Source organism: Albirhodobacter sp. R86504, assembly GCF_042466415.1.
Taxonomy (GTDB): Bacteria; Pseudomonadota; Alphaproteobacteria; order Rhodobacterales; family Rhodobacteraceae; genus Albirhodobacter.
This window is the reverse complement of record NZ_JAXHCH010000002.1, coordinates 226493-246589: the sequence shown is the minus strand read 5'-3', so window position 1 is coordinate 246589 and position 20097 is coordinate 226493. Positions and strand designations below refer to the sequence as shown.

Annotated in this window: 22 protein-coding genes and 1 riboswitch; of the genes, 2 read left to right on the top strand and 20 right to left on the bottom strand. The window is 60.1% G+C overall.

Annotated elements, in window-relative coordinates; translation table 11 throughout:
- Positions 1–31: 31 nt before the first annotated feature.
- Genes SJY32_RS03255 through SJY32_RS03245 form a run of 3 tightly spaced genes read right to left on the bottom strand, consistent with a single transcriptional unit; the run spans position 32 to position 2104 of the window.
- Entirely contained in the window at positions 32–820 is a 789-nt protein-coding gene (locus tag SJY32_RS03255) for a metal ABC transporter permease (RefSeq protein WP_376871535.1), read from the bottom strand.
- Complete coding sequence (locus tag SJY32_RS03250; protein WP_376871533.1) at positions 813–1604, bottom strand: metal ABC transporter ATP-binding protein; 792 nt, start codon at positions 1602–1604, stop codon at positions 813–815. The genes SJY32_RS03255 and SJY32_RS03250 overlap by 8 nt, the downstream gene beginning before the upstream one ends.
- The gene (locus SJY32_RS03245; protein WP_376871530.1) at positions 1601–2104 is read right to left on the bottom strand and encodes a Fur family transcriptional regulator; all 504 of its coding nucleotides are present in this window, start codon (positions 2102–2104) and stop codon (positions 1601–1603) included. Before SJY32_RS03245 ends, SJY32_RS03250 begins: the two co-directional genes overlap by 4 nt.
- A gap of 151 nt (positions 2105–2255) precedes the next feature.
- Here SJY32_RS03245 and SJY32_RS03240 point away from each other — a divergent pair, with 151 nt between their 5' ends.
- Together SJY32_RS03240 and SJY32_RS03235 are read left to right on the top strand one after the other, a co-directional pair.
- Complete coding sequence (locus SJY32_RS03240; protein ID WP_376871527.1) at positions 2256–3305, top strand: zinc ABC transporter substrate-binding protein; 1050 nt, start codon at positions 2256–2258, stop codon at positions 3303–3305.
- A 129-nt stretch (positions 3306–3434) separates the two neighbouring features.
- The gene (locus SJY32_RS03235; RefSeq protein ID WP_376871525.1) at positions 3435–3974 is read left to right on the top strand and encodes a GbsR/MarR family transcriptional regulator; all 540 of its coding nucleotides are present in this window, start codon (positions 3435–3437) and stop codon (positions 3972–3974) included.
- A 75-nt stretch (positions 3975–4049) separates the two neighbouring features.
- On the opposite strand, the gene trpB is transcribed toward SJY32_RS03235, so the two are convergent.
- The 17 genes from trpB to SJY32_RS03150 all read right to left on the bottom strand — a co-directional run bounded on the left by trpB (position 4050) and on the right by SJY32_RS03150 (position 20015).
- Positions 4050–5282: a tryptophan synthase subunit beta gene (gene trpB, locus SJY32_RS03230; RefSeq protein WP_376871523.1), complete on the bottom strand. Its 1233-nt coding sequence runs from the start codon at positions 5280–5282 to the stop codon at positions 4050–4052.
- A 128-nt stretch (positions 5283–5410) separates the two neighbouring features.
- Complete coding sequence (locus SJY32_RS03225) at positions 5411–6046, bottom strand: phosphoribosylanthranilate isomerase (protein WP_376871520.1); 636 nt, start codon at positions 6044–6046, stop codon at positions 5411–5413.
- A gap of 1 nt (position 6047) precedes the next feature.
- Positions 6048–6404, bottom strand: coding sequence for a lipopolysaccharide assembly protein LapA domain-containing protein (locus tag SJY32_RS03220; protein WP_376871518.1), 357 nt, complete (start codon positions 6402–6404; stop codon positions 6048–6050).
- A complete protein-coding gene (ihfB, locus tag SJY32_RS03215; protein WP_376871515.1) occupies positions 6404–6688 on the bottom strand; it encodes an integration host factor subunit beta in 285 nt (94 codons plus the stop codon). Before ihfB ends, SJY32_RS03220 begins: the two co-directional genes overlap by 1 nt.
- A gap of 280 nt (positions 6689–6968) precedes the next feature.
- A complete protein-coding gene (rpsA, locus tag SJY32_RS03210; RefSeq protein ID WP_376871513.1) occupies positions 6969–8648 on the bottom strand; it encodes a 30S ribosomal protein S1 in 1680 nt (559 codons plus the stop codon).
- Positions 8649–8868: 220 nt separating this feature from the next.
- Positions 8869–9501, bottom strand: a complete 633-nt coding sequence (locus SJY32_RS03205; RefSeq protein ID WP_376871511.1) for an NAD(P)H-dependent oxidoreductase — start codon at positions 9499–9501, stop codon at positions 8869–8871.
- 120 nt (positions 9502–9621) lie between these two features.
- A complete protein-coding gene (locus SJY32_RS03200; RefSeq protein ID WP_376871508.1) occupies positions 9622–10206 on the bottom strand; it encodes a (d)CMP kinase in 585 nt (194 codons plus the stop codon).
- A gap of 120 nt (positions 10207–10326) precedes the next feature.
- Positions 10327–11673, bottom strand: a complete 1347-nt coding sequence (gene aroA / locus SJY32_RS03195; RefSeq protein ID WP_376871506.1) for a 3-phosphoshikimate 1-carboxyvinyltransferase — start codon at positions 11671–11673, stop codon at positions 10327–10329.
- A gap of 115 nt (positions 11674–11788) precedes the next feature.
- Positions 11789–12571 (bottom strand): tRNA (guanine(46)-N(7))-methyltransferase TrmB, encoded by a 783-nt coding sequence (locus tag SJY32_RS03190; RefSeq protein ID WP_376871503.1) that lies wholly within the window; start codon positions 12569–12571, stop codon positions 11789–11791.
- 84 nt (positions 12572–12655) lie between these two features.
- Positions 12656–13120 carry a preQ(1) synthase gene (gene queF / locus SJY32_RS03185; protein WP_376871500.1) on the bottom strand — a complete coding sequence of 155 codons (465 nt, stop codon included), beginning with the start codon at positions 13118–13120 and terminating at the stop codon, positions 12656–12658.
- Between the two features lie 82 nt (positions 13121–13202).
- Positions 13203–14369, bottom strand: a complete 1167-nt coding sequence (metK, locus tag SJY32_RS03180; RefSeq protein ID WP_376871497.1) for a methionine adenosyltransferase — start codon at positions 14367–14369, stop codon at positions 13203–13205.
- Between the two features lie 6 nt (positions 14370–14375).
- A riboswitch (SAM-SAH riboswitch) is annotated at positions 14376–14424 on the bottom strand.
- Between the two features lie 133 nt (positions 14425–14557).
- Positions 14558–16180, bottom strand: a complete 1623-nt coding sequence (gene lnt / locus SJY32_RS03175) for an apolipoprotein N-acyltransferase (protein ID WP_376871494.1) — start codon at positions 16178–16180, stop codon at positions 14558–14560.
- 81 nt (positions 16181–16261) lie between these two features.
- Entirely contained in the window at positions 16262–17146 is an 885-nt protein-coding gene (locus tag SJY32_RS03170; RefSeq protein ID WP_376877547.1) for a hemolysin family protein, read from the bottom strand.
- 147 nt (positions 17147–17293) lie between these two features.
- On the bottom strand, positions 17294–17812 hold the full coding sequence (ybeY, locus tag SJY32_RS03165; protein WP_376871491.1) for an rRNA maturation RNase YbeY: 519 nt from the start codon (positions 17810–17812) through the stop codon (positions 17294–17296).
- 114 nt (positions 17813–17926) lie between these two features.
- On the bottom strand, positions 17927–18940 hold the full coding sequence (locus tag SJY32_RS03160) for a PhoH family protein (RefSeq protein ID WP_376871488.1): 1014 nt from the start codon (positions 18938–18940) through the stop codon (positions 17927–17929).
- A gap of 261 nt (positions 18941–19201) precedes the next feature.
- Positions 19202–19516, bottom strand: coding sequence for a hypothetical protein (locus tag SJY32_RS03155; protein ID WP_376871486.1), 315 nt, complete (start codon positions 19514–19516; stop codon positions 19202–19204).
- A 10-nt stretch (positions 19517–19526) separates the two neighbouring features.
- Positions 19527–20015: an OmpA family protein gene (locus tag SJY32_RS03150; RefSeq protein ID WP_376877545.1), complete on the bottom strand. Its 489-nt coding sequence runs from the start codon at positions 20013–20015 to the stop codon at positions 19527–19529.
- Positions 20016–20097: the final 82 nt, after the last annotated feature.

Here is a 20097-nt window from a genome sequence, read left to right as displayed (position 1 = left end):
GGCTTGCCCCCCGTTTGCCTACCCTGCGCCCCTACCCGAGCCTTGGGCGGACGATTAACGCGGCCGCAAAAAGAACCGCTGCCGCGGCGACGATCGACGGCCCCGCAGGCGTATCAAAGCTCACCGACGCAAACAGGCCCAACGCCACCGCCGCCAAGCTTGCGCAGGTCGCAATCACCGCCATCGCTTCGGGCGTGCGCGCGAACCGCCGCGCACTTGCCGCCGGAATGATCAGCAGGGCCGCGATTAAAAGTGCGCCCACGATCTTGATCGACACAGCCACCGTCATCGCAAGCGCAAGCGTCAGCGCAAGGCGTTCGCGCGCGGGCGATATCCCCGCCGACCGTGCAAGCTCCTCGTTCAGCGTCGCCGTTAGAAGCGCGTTCCACCGCGACACCAGCAAGGCGAGAACGATCAGCGCCCCGCCCCAAACCGCCGCCAAATCGCCGCGCGTGACAAACAAGATATCCCCAAACAGCCATGCCTCCAGATTGATCCGCATTGACCCTAACAAAGACGCTGCCACCAAGCCGAACGCCAAAGCGGAATGGGCAAGCACCCCCAAGACAGTATCGCTGCCCTGCCCCCGCCCAGAGAGCTGTGCGACCGTCACGGCCATCGCCAGCGCGACAATCAAAATGCCCAGATACACCGGCGCGCCCACCGCAAAGGAAAGCGCCACGCCCAAAACCGCCGCATGGGCCGTTGCGTCGCCAAAATAGGCCATGCGCCGCCAAACCACGAAGGACCCCAGCGGCCCCGTCGCCAAAGACAGGCCAAAACCGGCCAGCGCGGCACGAGTCAGAAAATCGTCAAACATGATCGCAGGCGCCCTCATTATGGGTATGTGATGCAGCGTCGCCATGGCTATGGCCGTCATGAGCATGATCATGGGCATGATCGTGATCATGGACGTGTTGATACAGAGCCAAAGCGCCACCTGTCCCAAGGCCAAAGAGCGCCCGATACTCCGGCGCCGCGGACACCACCGATGGCGCGCCCTCGCAGCACACATGCCCATTGAGGCAAATCACACGGTCCGACGAGGACATCACGACATGAAGATCATGGCTAACCATTAAAACCGCAACACCCGTCTCGGAGCGCACCTGTTCGATCAATCGGTAGAACGCCGCCACGCCGGGTTGATCGAGACCCTGCGTCGGCTCGTCCAGAATCAAAATATCGGGTTTGGTCAACAACGCGCGCGCCAACAAGACGCGCTGGAATTGTCCGCCCGAAAGCCCCGCAATCTGTCGCTGTTCCAGCCCTCCGACGCCTGTACGCACCAAAGCCGCCGTCGCCTCCGCATCGCTCGTGCGCTTGGGCAGCGATAAAAACCGCCGGACAGTCATCGGCAACGTCACATCGATATGCAGCTTTTGCGGCACATAGCCGATCGTCAGGCCCTTAGCCTGCACGACCTTCCCCTCCGAGGGGGGCGTCAGGCCAATTAGTGCGCGGACCAAAGATGTCTTACCCGAGCCGTTCGGCCCGACAACGGTGACAATCTCGCCGCGTTCGATCCGGAAATCAACGGCTTGCAACACGGCCTGCCCGCCGTGGCGTACCGTAATCGCATGGGTTTGGATGAGGGCAGTCATGCGGGGATCTCGGTGTTGTCGACAGTTTCGGCGCAAGCGGGGCACTGGCCAAGCGCTTCGATATTTGCGCGCTCAATGACGAACCCATGTGCCGCCGCAGCAATATCCAGTGCCGCGCGAACGGGTTCCGCCGCCGCCTCCATCACCCCGTCACAGACCCCGCAAATCAAAAAGACCGGCGCATGGGCCTCGCCCGGATGCATACACGCGGCAAAGGCATTCAGGCGGCGGATCCGGTGCGCGAATCCGTTCTCGACCAAGAATTCCAACGCCCGATACGCAACAGGCGGCTGCTTGCCAAAGCCGTCCTCCGCGAGACGTTCCAACACCTCGTAGGCGCCCATCGCGCGGTGCGCTTCCAGAAGAATTTCAAGCGCGCGCTTGCGAACAGGCGTCAGACGCGCGCCACGCTCCTCCGCCACGGCCTCCGCGCGCGCAAGCGTGCCGCGCGCGCAATGGCTATGATCGTGATCCTCAAAAGCGGGGTTGGTATTGGGCATGATTCAAGGTCCGATCTCATTGCTGCGTCCACCCAAACAACAGCGTTTGGCGCGGAAAGCCAAGTCAAAACGTTATATTGTAACACGGCGGTTGACTTGTTATGCTATAACATAGACAAGCGCCCCATTCAGTTCAACCGGAGCCCGACCGATGCGCCTCAAATACTTTCACCCTCTCGCCCTCACGTCCACGCTTGCCCTCGCGCCCTGCGCCGCGTTGGCGGAAGTGCCGATGGTGCTGACTGATATCCCAGCCGTTGCATCCTTGACCGCGAAGGTCATGGGCGATCTGGGCACACCTGAGGCGCTTTTGCAGCCCGGCTCCGACGAGCACCATTACCAGCTACGCCCGACACAGGCTCGCGCCCTGCAAGAGGCCGATCTGTTGATCTGGATCGGGCCTGAGTTGACACCTTGGCTCATTCCCGCCGCGGAGGGTAAAGAGTCAACCAGCGTTCTTGGTCTCCTTCAGGCGGAAGGCACGATCCTGCGGGCGTATGACGACGCGCACGACCATGAAGATCATGACGACCACGCCGCGCATGGCGAGCACGAAGGACACGACGATCACGCCGCGCATGACGAGCACGAAGGACATGACGATCACGCAGCGCATGACGACCACGAGGGACATGACGATCACGAGGCGCATGACGACCACGAGGGTCACGTGCATGAAGGCACCGATCCCCATGCGTGGCTCGATCCTGAAAACGCAATCATTTGGGTCGACGTGATCGCGCAGCGCCTCGCGGAACAAGACCCCGAGAATGCCGCAACCTACCGCGCGAATGCCCAAACCGCACAGGCCGAGCTTACCGCGCTCCTCGCCGAACTGCGTGAAACCATTGCGCCGGTGCAGGACCAACCCTTCATCACCGGCCATGACGCCTATGGCTATTTGCAGGCCCGTTTTTCGCTCAATATCCTCGGCTCGATCCTGATGGGCGATGCATCCTCGGGCGGCGCGGGGCATCCGCGCGAACTTTTGGCAATGATGAAAGAGGAAGGCGCGGTTTGCATCTTCCCCGAAACGCAGCAAGACGCGAAGCCCGCGATGCTCTTGGCCGAAGGCAGCGACGTGCGCGTAGGTGAGGCGATTGATCCTGCCGGCAACGCCTTTGACGGCGGGCGGGATCTCTACGAGACGTTGATGCGCGATATCATCGGCAAAATCGCCGCCTGCCTGAAGGGCGCTTGATCCGGCAACCGCATGAAAAAGCGGCGTAAAGCTTTTCATGACGAGAGATAGGGAAGGCGGCGGATGCGATAGGCGACATCCGCCGCCTTCAGTGTTATGAGGAGGCAGAATAGTATATCTGGAACCGTCATGACCTCTGATACAGATAGCGCCATCGCCGCAATTTTCGCGGACCTTGCACAGAAATTCGGTCTCTCGCGCCCTGCAGGCTTTTGCTTCGCAGCGATCTGGCGGGCAGCGATGGCGCCGACAGCAGATGATTTGACCCAGATTTGTGGCCTCTCGCGGTCAGGCGTATCCGTCGCGCTCAAAGAATTGCGCGCATGGGGATTGGTCGACGTCGCACGCAGCCCCGGAAATCGCCGCGATTTCTTCGTCGCGCCCGCCGACCCGTGGGAGGTTGCGCGGAGGATCATCGCCGAGCGCCAGCGCCGCGATCTCGCCCCTGTTTTTGAACGCCTGCAAGACCTTGGCGCGCAACAGGAGGATACGCGCCTGACGGACCTCACAGCGGTATTTGAGGCGGCGAACGCCTTCACAGCCGCCCTCGCCCGACAAGACGCCGCCGACCTCTCGGCGCTCATGGGCGCCGATCTCGCGGATGCGGATGACACCTCAGGGGGCTCAGGTCGCAAGAAAAAGAAGAAAAAGAAAAACGAAGCGCGGTAGGCCCTAGGCAGCCCGCCAAAAGCAAAACGGCGACAGAGTGATCTGCCGCCGTCGAAAATTCGCTAATCGCCGCCGTCACACCTTCATATCGAAGCCGAGATGCTTGGCGACGGTGAAGATATCCTTATCGCCACGCCCGCACATATTCATCACAAGGATATGGTCCTTCGGCAAGGTCGGCGCGAGCTTGATGACATGCGCCAGCGCGTGAGACGGCTCCAGCGCGGGGATAATCCCCTCCAAGCGGCACGAAAGCTGGAACGCTTCCAGCGCCTCGGTATCGGTCGCGTTGACATAGGTCGCGCGGCCCGAGTCGTGCAGCCAGGAATGCTCCGGCCCGATGCCGGGGTAATCCAGTCCGGCCGAGATCGAATGACCTTCGAGGATCTGGCCATCTTCATCTTGCAACAAATAGGTCCGGTTTCCGTGCAGCACGCCCGGACGGCCACCCGTCAATGAGGCGCAATGCTCCATCTTGTCATTGACGCCTTTGCCACCGGCCTCGACGCCGATAATATTCACCGAAGGCTCATCAAGGAACTCATAGAACAAGCCCATCGCATTGGAACCGCCGCCAATCGCCGCAATCAGCGTGTCAGGCAAGCGCCCCTCGCCCTCTTGCTCGGCCAACTGCCAGCGCACTTCCTTGCCGATGATCGACTGGAAATCCCGCACCATCGCAGGATAGGGCGCGGGGCCCGCGACCGTGCCGATGCAATAGAATGTGTCGCGGACATTGGTCACCCAATCGCGCAGCGCATCATTCATCGCGTCTTTCAATGTGCCGCGCCCCGATGTGACAGGCACCACTTCCGCGCCCAAAAGCCGCATACGGAACACGTTCGGCGCTTGGCGTTCCACATCTGTGGCGCCCATATAAACGACGCATTTCAAGCCGAATCGCGCACACACCGTTGCCGTCGCAACACCGTGTTGCCCTGCACCCGTCTCCGCGATGATCCGCGTCTTCCCCATCCGCATCGCGAGTAAAATCTGCCCCAACACGTTATTGATCTTATGCGCGCCCGTGTGGTTCAACTCGTCGCGCTTGAGGTAAATTTTTGCCCCGCCCAAATGTTCGGTCAACCGCGGCGCATAATAGAGCGGCGACGGACGGCCCACGTAATGCTTCCACAGATCATCCATCTGCGCCCAGAAGGTATCGTCCGTTTTCGCGAACTCGTATTGTTCTTCGAGTTCAAGAATGAGCGGCATCAGGGTCTCGGAGACGAAACGCCCGCCGTGAATGCCAAAACGGCCCTGTTCATCGGGCGCATTGAAAAAGCTGTTGGGAAGATCATTAGGCATCGGGCTCTCCTCTGTTCGCTCACGATTAGCGCGAATGGGCGAGAGGGTAAAGCGCCTGAGCGGCAAGGCAAGAGCGTCATGCGAAAAGACTGTTCATGAACGGCGGCAGACTGCGGTTCGTGCCGCCCCTACCCTGCGGCGTGAACGAAGGCGCGGATCAGATCATGGTCCTTGACGCCCGCGCTGCTTTCGACGCCCGAGGACACATCGACCTGCAACGCCCCGGTGAGGCGCACGGCTTGCGCCACATTTTCCGGGGTCAACCCGCCTGCCAGCATCCAAGGCTTGGTGAAGCTATAGCCTTTCACGAGCTGCCAATCGAAGGCTAACCCGTTACCGCCCGGCAAGACCGCGCCTTTGGGGGCTTTCGCATCGAGGAGAAGCTGGTCAGCGACGGCCTCATAGGCCGGAACCCGCGCCAGATCCGCCGCGTCGGCAACGCCAAGCGCCTTCATCACCGGAAGCCCGAACCGCGCGCGGATTTCCGCCACGCGCTCGGGCGTCTCGGCCCCGTGCAGCTGAAGCATGTCGAGCGGGACCGATTGCGTAATCGCTGTCAGCTCGGCATCGCTCGCGTTCACCACAAGCGCCACCTTGGCCACGCCCATCGGAACATCAACGGCCAAATCGCGCGCCTCATCGATGGTGACATTGCGCGGAGATTTCGGAAAGAAAACAAACCCGAGATACCGCGCACCGGCATCAACAGCGGCCCCGACCGAGGCCGCATCGCGCAGCCCGCAGATTTTTACACGTGTCGCCATCTTAAACGGAACGATTGTCCATCAGCGCGAGAACATCATCCTTCGGGCCTTCGGATTTCGCTTTGAGGCGGCGAAGCTCGCGTTCCAGATCATTGACCTTCCGCGAGGCTGTGCTGGCTGTTTTGCGGAGCTTGTATTCCCGCATCCATTCCCAGACGAAGCCTACGAGCAGACCGAGCAAGATCCCTGCGAACACGACAGCAAACAGCGGCACGTCAATCGACCACGTGAAGCCGAGGAAATCCCCCGCTTCGGGCGGCAATGCGCGCAGCGTGACAATATCGCGGTTCGCCAGCGCAAGGCCAATTAACGTGGCCGCAACGACGGCGAGGAATACGAGACGCAGCGCGCGAAACATCATTCTTCTCCGTTCAGACGATCGCGTAGCAGCTTGCCGGTCTTGAAGAACGGCACGTGCTTCTCATCGACTTCTACGGATTTACCAGTGCGCGGATTGCGCCCGGTACGGGCGTCGCGCTGTTTGACAGAGAACGCGCCAAAGCCACGCAGCTCTACCCGATCGCCGCGCGCCATAGCGGTGACGATCTCTTCGAAAATCGTGTTCACGATCCGCTCGACATCCCGCTGAAACAGGTGCGGGTTTTCTTCGGAAATCTTAACAATCAACTCTGATCGGATCATCTGCATCCCCCCTGAAAGTCCGTGTGGCATACCGGACGGGTCTCAATATGTTGAATATAGGCACATAATCCGATCTGACAAACATCAAATACCGGAGAACACGCTTATTTTCGGAAAACACGAGGTCGGAAGGGGGGCGTTTTTGCAAAGGTGACGCGCGCGGCAGCCGCACATCTGCGACGGACGGTGATTTGCGCCTCTTTGCGCGGGAGATGCCTCTCGCAAACAAATCAGCCCCGCGCTTTCGCACGGGGCTGATCCAATTCAAATCCGGTAGGGATTAGTTGTCGCCTTTGAGAGCGGCGCCGAGGATATCACCCAGCGATGCGCCCGAATCCGACGAGCCATACTGCTCAACGGCTTCTTTTTCTTCAGCGATTTCACGTGCTTTGATCGACACGCCGAGACGGCGGGTTTTCGAATCCACGTTGGTGACGCGAACGTCGACCTTATCGCCAACCGAGAAACGCTCAGGGCGCTGGTCAGCACGGTCACGCGACAGATCCGAACGACGGATGAACGACTTCATGCCGTTGTAGTCGCACTCAATGCCGCCTTCTTCGATCGCGGTCACTTCAACCGTGATCACCGAACCGCGCTTCACGCCGTCAACTGCATCGGAGAACGTATCCGCGTCGAGACCTTTGATCGAGAGCGAGATACGCTCTTTCTCAACGTCCACTTCGGTGACAGCGGCCTTAACCATGTCGCCTTTGCGGTAGTTCTGGATGGCGTCTTCGCCGCGCTGATCCCACGAGAGATCGGAGAGGTGAACCATGCCGTCGATGTCGTTGTCGAGGCCGATGAACAGACCGAATTCGGTGATGTTCTTAACTTCGCCTTCGATAACCGTGTTGACCGGGTTCGCTTCTGCGAAGACTTCCCACGGGTTACGCATGGTTTGCTTGAGGCCGAGCGAAACGCGGCGCTTCGAGGTATCGATCTCGAGAACCATGACGTCGACTTCTTGGCTCGTGGAGACGATTTTGCCCGGGTGGACGTTCTTCTTGGTCCAGGACATCTCGGAAACGTGCACGAGACCTTCCACACCAGCTTCCAGCTCCACGAAGGCGCCGTAATCGGTGATGTTGGTAACGCGGCCCTTGTGGATCAACTCCAGCGGGAACTTCAACTCGACCGAATCCCACGGATCGTTCTGGAGCTGCTTCATGCCCAAGGAGATACGGTGGGTGTCTTTGTTGATCTTGACGACTTGAACCTTAACGGTTTCGCCGATCGACAGGATCTCGGACGGGTGGTTGACGCGGCGCCATGCCATGTCGGTCACGTGCAGCAGGCCGTCTACGCCGCCCAAGTCAACGAACGCACCGTATTCGGTGATGTTCTTGACAACGCCGTCGACCACTTGGCCTTCAGTGAGGTTGCCGATGACTTCGGCACGCTGTTCGGCGCGCGATTCTTCAAGGATTGCACGGCGCGAAACAACGATGTTGCCACGACGACGGTCCATCTTGAGGATTTGGAACGGCTGCTTGAGACCCATGAGCGGGCCAGCGTCGCGCACTGGGCGGACGTCGACTTGGCTGCCTGGAAGGAACGCAACTGCGCCGCCGAGATCGACGGTGAAGCCACCTTTGACGCGACCGAAGATTGCGCCATCGACGCGCTCTTCTTTTGCGTAGGCTTGCTCAAGGCGATCCCATGCTTCTTCGCGGCGAGCTTTCTCGCGCGAAATAACAGCTTCACCACGGGCGTTTTCGACGCGGTCGAGATACACTTCTACTTCATCGCCAACAGCGATTTCAGGAGCTTCGCCCGGGTTTGCGAATTCTTTAAGTTCGACGCGGCCTTCCATCTTGTAGCCTACGTCGATGATGGCTTGGCCCGCTTCAATCGCGATAACCTTACCTTTAACAACCGAACCCTCTTGTGGGGTATCGATCTCGAAGCTCTCTGCGAGAAGGGCTTCAAATTCTTCCATAGTCGTTTTAGCGCACATGCGTCCGAGTTTCCTTTACATGGGTTTTCTGGCCATGCGGTTGTCTCCGCCGGTCTTTTGTTGCGAATGCCCCAAAGAGGCCGAGCGAAGCCCGACCCATTGAGACCGCGTCCGTATAGGCCCGATTCCCCAATATCGCAAGGATTATCCCCGCCCGAATGGCAATAGGGCGCGGCATAGGTTTCCCCGCCGCGCCCATCGGTTTTAAATCAGCGCCCGATCAATCGAGATGCGTCACCAGATCGGCCAAAGGACGACGCACTTTCGGCATCGGCGCGAGCCAGTCACCCGAGACATCGCGGTAGCCCAAAGGCAGCAAAATAACCGATCGCAGGCCCTTCTCGCGCAGGCCGAGGATCTCATCCACTGCGTCAGGGTCGAACCCTTCCATCGGGGTGCTATCAACTTCAAGCTCCGCCGCGGCCGCAAGCGCAAACCCGAGCGCGACATAGGCCTGACGGGCGGCGTGCTGGTAGTTCACCTCCGCCTCACGCGGCAAATACATCGCCTTGAGGTTATCGTAATACCCCTTGAGCGTATCGGTCAGGCCGCCGCGCTCCGCCGCCATTTGCGCCACAACAGCATCAATCCGCGCCTCTGTGTAGTTATCCCACGCCGCCAGAACGATAAGGTGCGAGCCTTCGGTGATCTGCGACTGGTTCCAAGACACCGGCTGGATTTTGGCACGGATTTCGTCATTGGTGATGATAAAGACTTCAAACGGCTGCAACCCCGAGGAGGTCGGCGTCAGGCTGATCGCATTCACGATTGCATCGACCTTATCTTGCGGGACGGATTTCGCAGGGTCCATTTTCTTGGTGGCGTAGCGCCAGTTCAACTTGTCGATAAACATCTGATCGGCCTTTTTAAGCTGCGCGGATCGCGCATAACAGGCGCGCTTTATGCCCGTCGCACGGCGCCACACGCAACGCGCTTTCGCGCACAGTCCCTGCGCGTTCCGAGCAGGATGGCCTCAAGCCCGATGCGCCAATATTTCAGCACATGCGGCGTCGATCGCATCATCGATGCTCATGTGCGAGGTGTCGATGATCACGGCATCCGCCGCGGGCTTGAGTGGCGCATCGGCGCGGTTCATATCGCGGTCGTCCCGCTCTTTGACCTCAACAAGCACCTGCGCCTCAACTCCACCAACTTCGAGCCAACGGCGATGCGCGCGCACCTCGGCGCTCGCGGTGACATAGAGCTTCACCTCCGCCTCCGGGCAGATCACCGTGCCGATATCGCGCCCGTCAAGCACAGCCCCGCCCTCACCGCGGGCGAAACCGCGCTGGAACGCGATCAGTGCGGCGCGCACCTCCGAGATGGCTGCAACCTTTGAAGCCGCCTGCCCCGCTTCCATGCTGCGCAGATCATCGCGGCTCAAATCCGCGGCGGTGAGATTTTGCGCCGCTGCAATCGGATCGCCCCCCTTCGCCCCAACCGCGCGATAGAGCAGCCCTGTATCCAGATGCCGAAAACCGAAACGGGCCGCGACCGCGCGCGAAATTGTGCCCTTGCCGGCCGCCGCGGGCCCATCGATTGCAACTGTGAAAATCATGGCAAAGCTCCATCCGGACGCGCACAGGTCATGGGGACCGCCTCGCGGTCGCGTTCTATCTGACCGCAAGGCGGTCGGGCAAAATATCGTCAACCGGCGGCCCGTAAGCCGCCGATCAGGTCACGCTGTGCGCTCAATCTGCGCGCCCAGACCCGTCATCAGATCCTCGAAAATCGGGAAAGATGTCGCAATCGGCGAGCCGTCATCCACCGAGATAGGCTGTTTCGAGATGAGACCCAAAATAAGGAAGGACATGGCGATGCGGTGATCGATATGCGTTTTGCACGTAGCACCCCCCGGAACATTCCCTGCGCCGAGGCCGTGAACGATAAACGTGTCGCTATCTTCCTCGATCGACACGCCGCAAGCCTCAAGCCCACGCGCCATGGCATCGATCCGGTCGGATTCCTTAACGCGCAGCTCGTGCACACCCTTCATCACCGTGGTGCCCGTGGCATTCGCGGCCAGCACCGAGAGAACCGGATACTCGTCAATCATTGACGCCGCGCGCGCAGGAGGCACTTCGATCCCATGAAGGTTCGAGTAGCGCACCCGCAAATCGGCAACCGGCTCCCCGCCTTCCTCGCGCGGATTCTCAAACGTGATATCGGCGCCCATTTCCACAAGCGTCGTAAACAGACCGTTGCGCGTGGGGTTTTGCGAAACGCCCGGCACAAGAATATCCGACCCCGGAACGATCAGCGCCGCGCAGACAGGGAACGCCGCCGAACTCGGGTCACGTGGCACGGATACCGTTTGCCCTTTCAGTTCGGGTTGACCGGTGAGGGTAATGACATATCCCTCATCGGTTTTTTGCGTCGAGATCTCGGCACCAAAGCCGCGCAGCATCCGCTCGGTGTGATCGCGAGTCGCCTCTTTCTCGATCACCACCGTCTGGCCGGGCGCGTTCAGCCCCGCCAGAAGGGCCGCCGATTTCACCTGCGCGGAGGCCATCGGCGTGGTGTAGCGCACCGGCAACGGATTGGCCGCCCCAATCACCGTCATCGGCAAACGCCCCCCCTCGCGCCCGACCGATTTCGCGCCAAACAAGGCAATCGGGTCTGTGACACGGCCCATCGGGCGCTTACGCAGCGACGCATCGCCGGTGAAGGTCGCGGTGATGGGCGAAGTCGCCATACATCCCATGATCAGCCGCACGCCCGTGCCGGAATTACCGCAATCGATGACATCCTCTGGCTCTTTGAACCCGCCGACACCGACACCTTGCACGGTCCACGCGCCCTCGCCCTCACGCGTTACCGTGGCGCCAAACGCACGCATCGCTTTCGCGGTATCAAGAACGTCCTGCCCCTCGAGAAGCCCCGTGATCTTGGTTTCGCCAACCGAGAGCGCCCCCAGAATCAACGCCCGATGCGAGATCGATTTATCGCCCGGCACCTGCGCGACGCCCGTCAAAGCGCCCCCCTTGCGGGACATCATCGGAATCGGTTCGCCGTGGCCAGACATAAGGAGCCTCCCTCAATAAGTTGGCCCCCGTGTTAGCGCATGAAAAAGCGGGCGACAATTACCCCGCCCGCATCATAATCGCTTTATCCCAACACTTGGCCCGAAAAACGACCCTTCAGGGGCGTAGATAGGTCAGGTAATGGGGCTTGCGGCCCTCCCGCAGGGCCTTTTGCTCATAGCGCGTCGAAATCCAGTCCTCGGGCGCGTGATCCCAATCGCCCGAAACCTCTTGCGCATCTTCAAAGTCGAACTCCGCAGGCACGTTAAACTGCGCTTTGAAGCCCGCCTTGGGTACTTCTTGCACCGCCTGCCGCACGTAATCGGCGATATCCGTCGCAATCCGGAACTCCGCGCCAGATTTCATCACGTTGAAAAGCGGCTGGAGATGCTCTTGCGTCACGAAACGGCGGCGGTGGTGGCGTTTTTTCGGCCAGGGATCGGGGTAGTTCAAAAACGCTTTTGCGAAAAAGCCGCCCTCAATCACTTCCATCAAATCCCGCGCATCGCCGGGATAGACCGCAAGGTTGGTCACACCCGCGCGGCGGATTTTGCCAAGCAACATCGCGACGCCGTTCATATAAGGCTCGCAGCCCAAAATGTTTATGTCGCGATATTTGGCCGCCATATGCACCAAATGCTCGCCGCCGCCGAAACCCACTTCCAGCCAAACCGGATTGTCATTGCCGAAATGCGCCCGCAGATCAATCTGCTCGCGGCTGGGGTTATCCTCAAGGCTGATGCCTGTCGGCGTCAGCGGCCCGAGATCCTCGGAGAGATATTCTTTCTGGCTCGCGCGCATGGTCTTGCCCTTCAGGCGACCATAAAAATTGCGCCGCATGGGATGCGGGGCGGCGTCAGAGGAAGTTGGCGCGGCGGGGGTGTGATCTTTATCGCTCATGGGCGCGGCACTAGGGTGCAAAGCGCGCCACGTCAAGTGGGCAGACGCCTTCGCGCCTTCCCCGCGCCGCGCGCAAAGCCCCCGTCAGCCCCGTCCGCGATAGGTCGGCACACCCTGATCTGGCACCCATACATGCGCGGGTTGCGGCCCCGTCTGCCAAAAGACATCGATAGGAATCCCGCCCCGCGGATACCAGTAAGCACCGATGCGCAGCCATTTTGGATCCAGCAGATCGACGATCCGTTTCGCGATCTCGACCGAACATGTCTCGTGGAACGCGCCGTGATTGCGGAAGGACGTCAAAAACAACTTGAGCGATTTGCTCTCCACAAGCCACTGATCAGGAACGTAATCAATCACGATATGGGCGAAGTCAGGCTGGCCCGTCATCGGGCAGAGCGATGTGAATTCAGGGGCGGTAAAGCGCACCATGTAATCCGCCCCTTTGTGCGAAGCGGGCACGCGCTCGAGCACGGCCTCCTCAGGGGATTGCGGTGCGGCCGTTTGAGCGCCGAGCTGCGTCAGGCCGGAGGTATCGGTATGCGCCATGATGGCTCCTCGCGTGAGTCGTATCGGGAACAATGCGAAAAGGGGCGCAACCCGCGCCCCTCTCCAAATCAGGAGCCTTGCGTCAGAACGCTTTTTTGAGCGTCTCGACGAGGTCGGTTTTCTCCCACGAGAAGCCGCCGTCCGCCTCTGGTGCGCGGCCGAAATGACCGTAGGCGGCCGTGCGCGCATAAATCGGCTTGCACAGATCGAGGTGGGTGCGGATGCCCCTGGGCGTCAAATCCATACATTGCGCCACGACCCGCTCAATCTCTTGATCCGGAACCGTCCCCGTGCCGAACGTATCGACATAGATCGACAACGGCTTTGCGACGCCAATCGCGTAGGACACCTGAATGACACAGCGCTTGGCCATGCCGGCAGCCACCACATTTTTCGCCAGATAGCGCGCCGCATAGGCAGCTGAGCGGTCAACCTTGGTTGGATCTTTGCCCGAAAACGCGCCGCCACCATGCGGCGCCGCGCCACCGTAGGTATCCACGATGATCTTGCGTCCCGTCAGCCCTGCATCACCGTCCGGCCCGCCGATCACGAAGGTGCCGGTCGGATTGACCCACCATTCCGTATCTTGTGAAATCCAGCCCTCAGGCAGAACTTCGCGGATATAAGGCTCAACGATGTTGCGGATATCGTCCGAGGTCTGGCTCTCATGCGCATGCTGGGTGGACAGCACGATCGATGTCACGCCCACCGGAACGCCATTCTCGTACCGCACGGAAAGCTGCGATTTGGCATCCGGCCCCAAGGTCGGCTCCGCGCCTGATTTGCGGACCTCCGCCAGTCGACGCAAAATTGCATGGGAATACTGGATCGGCGCAGGCATCAAGGCCTCGGTTTCATCCGTCGCATAGCCGAACATGATGCCTTGATCACCGGCACCGTCCTTATCAACGCCTTGCGAGATATGCGCCGATTGTGGATGCAGGTAATTTGCGAAGTTCAACGTCGCCCAGTGGAATTTGTCTTGCTCGTACCCGATGTCGCGCACGCAATCGCGCACGATGCCATCGATCCGGCCCATGAATTCCGCAAGCCGCGCCTTGTCGGACAAACCGACCTCGCCGCCGACGACAACTTGGTTGGTGGTGGCGAATGTCTCGCAGGCCACGCGCGCATTGGGTTCCTCGGAGAGGAAGGCGTCCAGAATAGAATCCGAAATCCGGTCACAGACCTTATCGGGGTGCCCCTCCGAAACGGATTCAGAGGTGAAGATGTAGTGATCGCGTGTCATTGAGAGTGCTCCAGTATGAGATCCCCGTCACGTCAGGAAGCCGTTGTGACGGTTGAGGGACTTAGTTAGGGCGCATCCCCAGAAGGGTCAATGACTTTGACATGGGTAAATCTCGATCGAATGCCAAGCATTTGTTACAATGGATTTATATCAGGCAGATTGCTGCGGTTGCGGCGCCTGATTGCGGCTTACACGCGCTGGCGCCGCAAGAAAACCACCGCCATGCCAAGGAGAAGCGCGAGGAAGACCGGAAGGTCGCCCCGCTTGGCATATGGCGTGGGAGGCAAAGCGGCGGGCAGATCGGCGTCGATCAGTCCGGCACGATCCATCCCAAGCTGCGCCAAAACCTCGCCCTTCGCATCAATCACCGCAGAGATGCCCGTGTTGGCAACCCGCAGCATCGGCAAGCCTTGCTCGATCGCACGCAGCCTCGCTTGCGCAAGGTGCTGTTGCGGGCCGACAAGCTGCCCGAACCACGCATCATTCGTGATCTGCATCAGCCAATCGGGGCGTTCGGGCGCAGCGCGAAGATCTTGCGGGAAAACGGCCTCATAGCAGATCAAAGGTTGCACCTTGCCCAATGCACGCGCCCCCGCAGCGCCGAGATCCAGAACCTTTGCCCCCTCGCCCGCCGAATACCCATTGCCTTGCTGCGCAGCAAAAGCCGTAATCCCGAAGCGCGCCAGTGCATCACCGTAGGGGACATATTCGCCAAAGGGCACGAGATGGAATTTATCATAAACATCAACAAGTTGCCCCTGCGCCGTCACAACCGCCATCGAATTGAAGAATGTGACGCCCTGCGCGCGTTGAATGCCCAAGGCGGTCATCGTGCCCGTCGCCTGCGCGATGAGATCTAGCCCCGTTCCCGTCTCGTCGAGCCAAAATGGCACAGCCGTTTCGGGCCAAATCACCAAGTCCGGCCGCTTGCCTTGCGCCAAAATGGGCATATCCGTCATGGGCGGTGTCAGTTCGCGCGCGCCGCGCGCGCCGTCAAATGGCGCGGCGGAAAGCGAGAGATGGCGATCGAAAAACATACGCGCGAACCCGTCGCGCCATTTCAGAGCTTGCGGCGCATTGGGTTGCACCAACCGCACCGTCGCGGGGGGCTCGACGCCCGCCTCTACCGGCGCGGCCAGGCGCCCCGCGCCCCACGCCCATGCTCCCGCAAACACCGCCGCCCCGATCAGCGCGGCAACACTGCGCGAGCGGCCAGACGGAACCGCCCCCAAAACGCACAGGCAAAGCATCGCCGCGCTCAATCCCAGGGGACCAATGACGGCGGCGAGTTGCGCGACGGGCGTCCCGACAAAACTATGCCCAATCAACGCCCAAGGCAGCCCTGTGAACAGATAGCTACGCCCGAACTCCGCCGCGAGCAGCCCTAGCGCCATGCCAGCCGCGCGGTTAAGTGGGCGCGCGCCGCCCAACATATGCCCCACACCGACACCGAACGCCCAAAAAGCACCCATGCCCGCGCCGATACCGATGATTGCGAGAGGGGAGAGCCAGCCGTAAATTTCTGGCTCCACGAAGAATGGCTCGACGATCCAGCACATCGCCGTGACGCCATAGCCCGCCCCCAGCATGAACCCCGTCCAAACTGCGACGCGGCGCGGCTGGCGCGCCATTACCCGCAAGGCCACGACCAGAGCAATCAGCGTTACCGCCCAAAACTGCAACGGTGCTTGACCGGTTGCGATAATCGCACCCAGCAGGGCCGCGCCCAGCGCCCGCCGCCATGACAGCGGGAACCACCCCGAGCTACGCGCAGCCGTATTGCGCCGGAAGGACAGTCGGTTCCGCGTCATCCAGGTCTCACTTAAACTATGGCCATTCCCGCCCCCGCAGCGCAGACGAGAGTTTCGCCCGACCTCCGGTGGCCAATTCCGTCACTGAGGGATCAATCCCGCAGGCAGACGCACCCGAAGCCGCTTGATACGACGAGGATCGGCGTCGACCACCTCAAATTCCACCCCGTTTTCCATCGGAATGACCTCACCGCGCACAGGAATCCGCCCCAGCAGCATGAAGACAAGCCCGCCGAGCGTATCGATTTCCTCATCCGCCTCACTCAGCTTCGCGCCGATTTCGGTTTCGAATTCGTCAAGTGGCGCACGCGCTTGAACGATGTATTGACCGGGCTTTTCGACCTTCCAAAGATCGCCCTCGACCTCGTCATGCTCGTCCTCAATCTCGCCAATGACCTGTTCGACCAGATCCTCCAAGGTGACAAGGCCGTCCACGCCGCCATATTCATCAATCACCAACGCCATATGCGTGCGCTGGCTTTGCATTTTTTGCAACAACACCCCGATCGACATCGACGGCGGCACGTATAGCAAGGGGCGCATCATTTTGCGCACAGAGAACCGGCCCGAGCTCGCACCGAACCCGTGTTCAAGCGCGAGATCCTTGAGATGCACCAATCCGAGCGGCGTATCGAGCGTGTCCTTGAATACCGGTAGGCGGGAATAGCCGTGTTCGCGGAAAATCTCGACCAATTCGTCGCGCGTGATCGTGACTGGCACGGCGATGATCTCAACCTTCGGCAAGGCCACGTCATCGACACGCATCCGACGCAAATTCCCAATGCCCGGAAGGATTTGAGGCGCAGGAGCCTCGAGCGGGCGGGTGTCCTCTTCCGAGGATTTGCTCCCGAAAATTCGCCCAAAGAAGCCTCGGCTCGAGGCGTCAGCGGACGCATCCCCCCCCTCCTCACCATCGGCCCATTGATTGGGCTCCAAGGCCTCCATCGCGGATTTATCTGCCGCCATTTTATTCGCGGATAAGTGACTAGGCGTACTCTCGCCCTCGTCCAAAGTCTCACTCGACCGTTCTGCGCTCTGTCCCATCAAACCTTCTCAAATTAGCCCAACACGGGCAAACCTTCGCCCCAAACGGGCCCCCTCTGACCGAGGGTCTTAGTCATATGGGTTCGCAAGCCCCAAAGTTGCAAGGATGCGGACCTCGGTATTTTCCATCAATGTCGCATCGCCGTCGCGAATATGATCATATCCAAGTAAATGAAGTATGGCATGGACGATGAGATGCGTCACGTGATCTGCCATCGATTTGCCCTGTTCGGCGGCTTCGCGCTCGCAGGTTTCCCATGCGATAGCGATATCGCCCAGCCCGTCTGAAAACGGGCCATCAAGATCTGGCGCGTCAGGCATGTCGCCCTCGACCTCGGCCGCGAGCTCATCGGCGGGCCAGCTCAAAACATTTGTTGGCGTGGGTTTTCCGCGAAAATCCTCGTTGAGGATCGCAATTCGCGCGTCGTCACAGGCAAGGCAGGACACTTCATGCCCTGCGAACGCGTCGCCCTCTTGCCCGAAGCCGAGCGCGATAAACGTCGCGCGGGCGGCGCGATCCGCGAGCGGTTGCAAATTGAAGCTTTCCCAGCGGGAGTCCTCAAAGACGATATCGACAAGCTGTTCCATTAGTCTGCTCATAGGGGCAAGCGGGCGAGCTCGCAAGACAATCCCGTCACGGGCGCATAGAACCCCGCGCCGCGGTCGAAACCACGGCGCGGGAGGGGAGCGATCCGCTCCAGTTTAGCTTTGCGCTTCGTCGCGCTCATACGCCTCGATCACGCGCGCAACCAGCGGGTGACGGACCACGTCTTTGGACGAGAAGTAATTGAACGAGACGCCCTTCACCCCTTCCAAAATCCGTTCCGCATCCCGCAGGCCCGATGTCGTGCCGCGCGGCAAATCGACCTGCGAGCGATCGCCCGTGATCACCATCCGCGAGCCCTGACCCAGACGCGTCAGAAACATCTTCATCTGCATCGTCGTCGCGTTTTGTGCCTCGTCCAACACAACAAACGCGTTTGACAAGGTGCGCCCGCGCATGAAGGCCAGCGGCGCGATTTCGATGCGCTTATCCTCCATCAACTTCGCGAGTTGTTTTTGCGGCAGAAAATCGTTCAGCGCGTCGTACAGCGGCTGCATGTAAGGATCGACCTTATCCTTCATATCGCCCGGCAAGAACCCGAGCCGTTCGCCCGCCTCAACCGCAGGGCGCGACAGGATAATCTTCTCGACATGACCGCCGATCAACATCGTGACGCCCACGGCAACCGCGATGTAGGTTTTACCGGTCCCCGCAGGGCCGATGCCGAAGGCCATCTCGTTTTGGAACAGGTTGCGCACATAGGCTTTTTGCGCGTCAGTGCGTGGCTCGACCTGTTTCTTGCGCGTACGGATCTCGAAGTGACCGGCGGCGAACATTTCCAACTGATCGTCTATCCGCACCGCATCTGTGCCAAAATCATGCATGCGGATCGCGGCTTCAATCTCTGCGGCATCGACCTCTTTGCCTGTCTCAAGCCGCGCATAGAGCGCTTGCAACACAGCAGCCGCTTGTTTTTGCACCTCTGGCGATCCGACCACCGCGATTTGATTTCCACGTCGCAGGATATGAACAGAGAGCTTATGCTCGATCTGTGCTAAATTGCGGTCAAACTCCCCGCAAAGCTCGATCAAAAGCCGATTATCCGGAAACTCGAGAAGCGTTTCATGCGCATCTTGAGAGGTGGGCGGGGGGGTGATCGCGCTGAGGCCCAATAACGACTCCTTTGCACTAAGTGTGTACAGGTATGGTGCACCCGACCGACGAAACCCGCAAGCCCTAGGTTAACCCCCCCTCAAATTTCATGAAGACTTCACAAACTGCCCGCGTTTTGCGCAGATCCGCCGTGCTATCTGACCTACAGAGATCCAAAGCAAAAGGCCGCGCGAGAGTCGCACGGCCTTTTCAAATCTATTGCATCGAACACACGGGGAGGTCGGGCAGACAAAGTCGCCCCCCTTTCGCCCGCTAAATCCTTAGCCGGTCACCAGTTCCGGACGCGGATCGAAGAAATCGGAGCCCCGCTTGAACGGACCAACGGTGGTGTTCGCAGGCGCCGCACCTGAACAGATCGGCTTGCCGTAATCATCTACGCGCTGGGTCAGGTAGCCCTCGACACCGTCGTCAATGATCCAGTGGTCGCAGCCCTCCGGATCAACCCAGATGCCCGCTTTCAGCTGGCTGAGGTGTTTTTTGTCAACGCCAGCGTCATAGGATTTATCATCTCCCTTCGCGCAGCCCGACACGATCGCCGCGAGCCCGATCAGGACGAGAGGTTTGAGCAAGTTCATGTCTCTATCCTTACTTTACACAGATGATTTCGACGCGGCGATTTTCTGCCATGCCTTTTGTGGTCGCATTGGTTGCGCGCGGCATCCGCTCGCCGTACCAGTTTACCGCGAGAACAGACGCCCCGACGCCCTCCGCAACACCAGCCACCGTGGTGGCGCGGCGCTTGGACAGGCTCATGTTATATTCATCCGAGGCGCGGCTGTCTGTGTGGCCCGTGATGATGAAGGACCGTGCCTGCGCGGTGCGGAAAAAGTTTTCCAAATACTTGCGGCCGGATCCGGTGATCGCGGATTTATCCGTCGCGAAAAGCTGATCGGTCGGGATGACACCGCAGACATCACGGTGGCACACAGGGCGACCGTCGCGCGTTTGGCGGGCATCCATATACCCCTCGACGCCGTCATCCATGACCCAATGCTCGCACCCGTCCGGATCGATCCAGATCGTGGGAACATATTTTTCCTGCACCGAATCCTGCGCCAGAACCGGAGCCGCCATCGTTCCAAGTGCGAACGCCGCAACCGAAACAAGACCACCAACCGATTTCAGAGCTTTGGAGAATTTATAATCCACCGCTTTC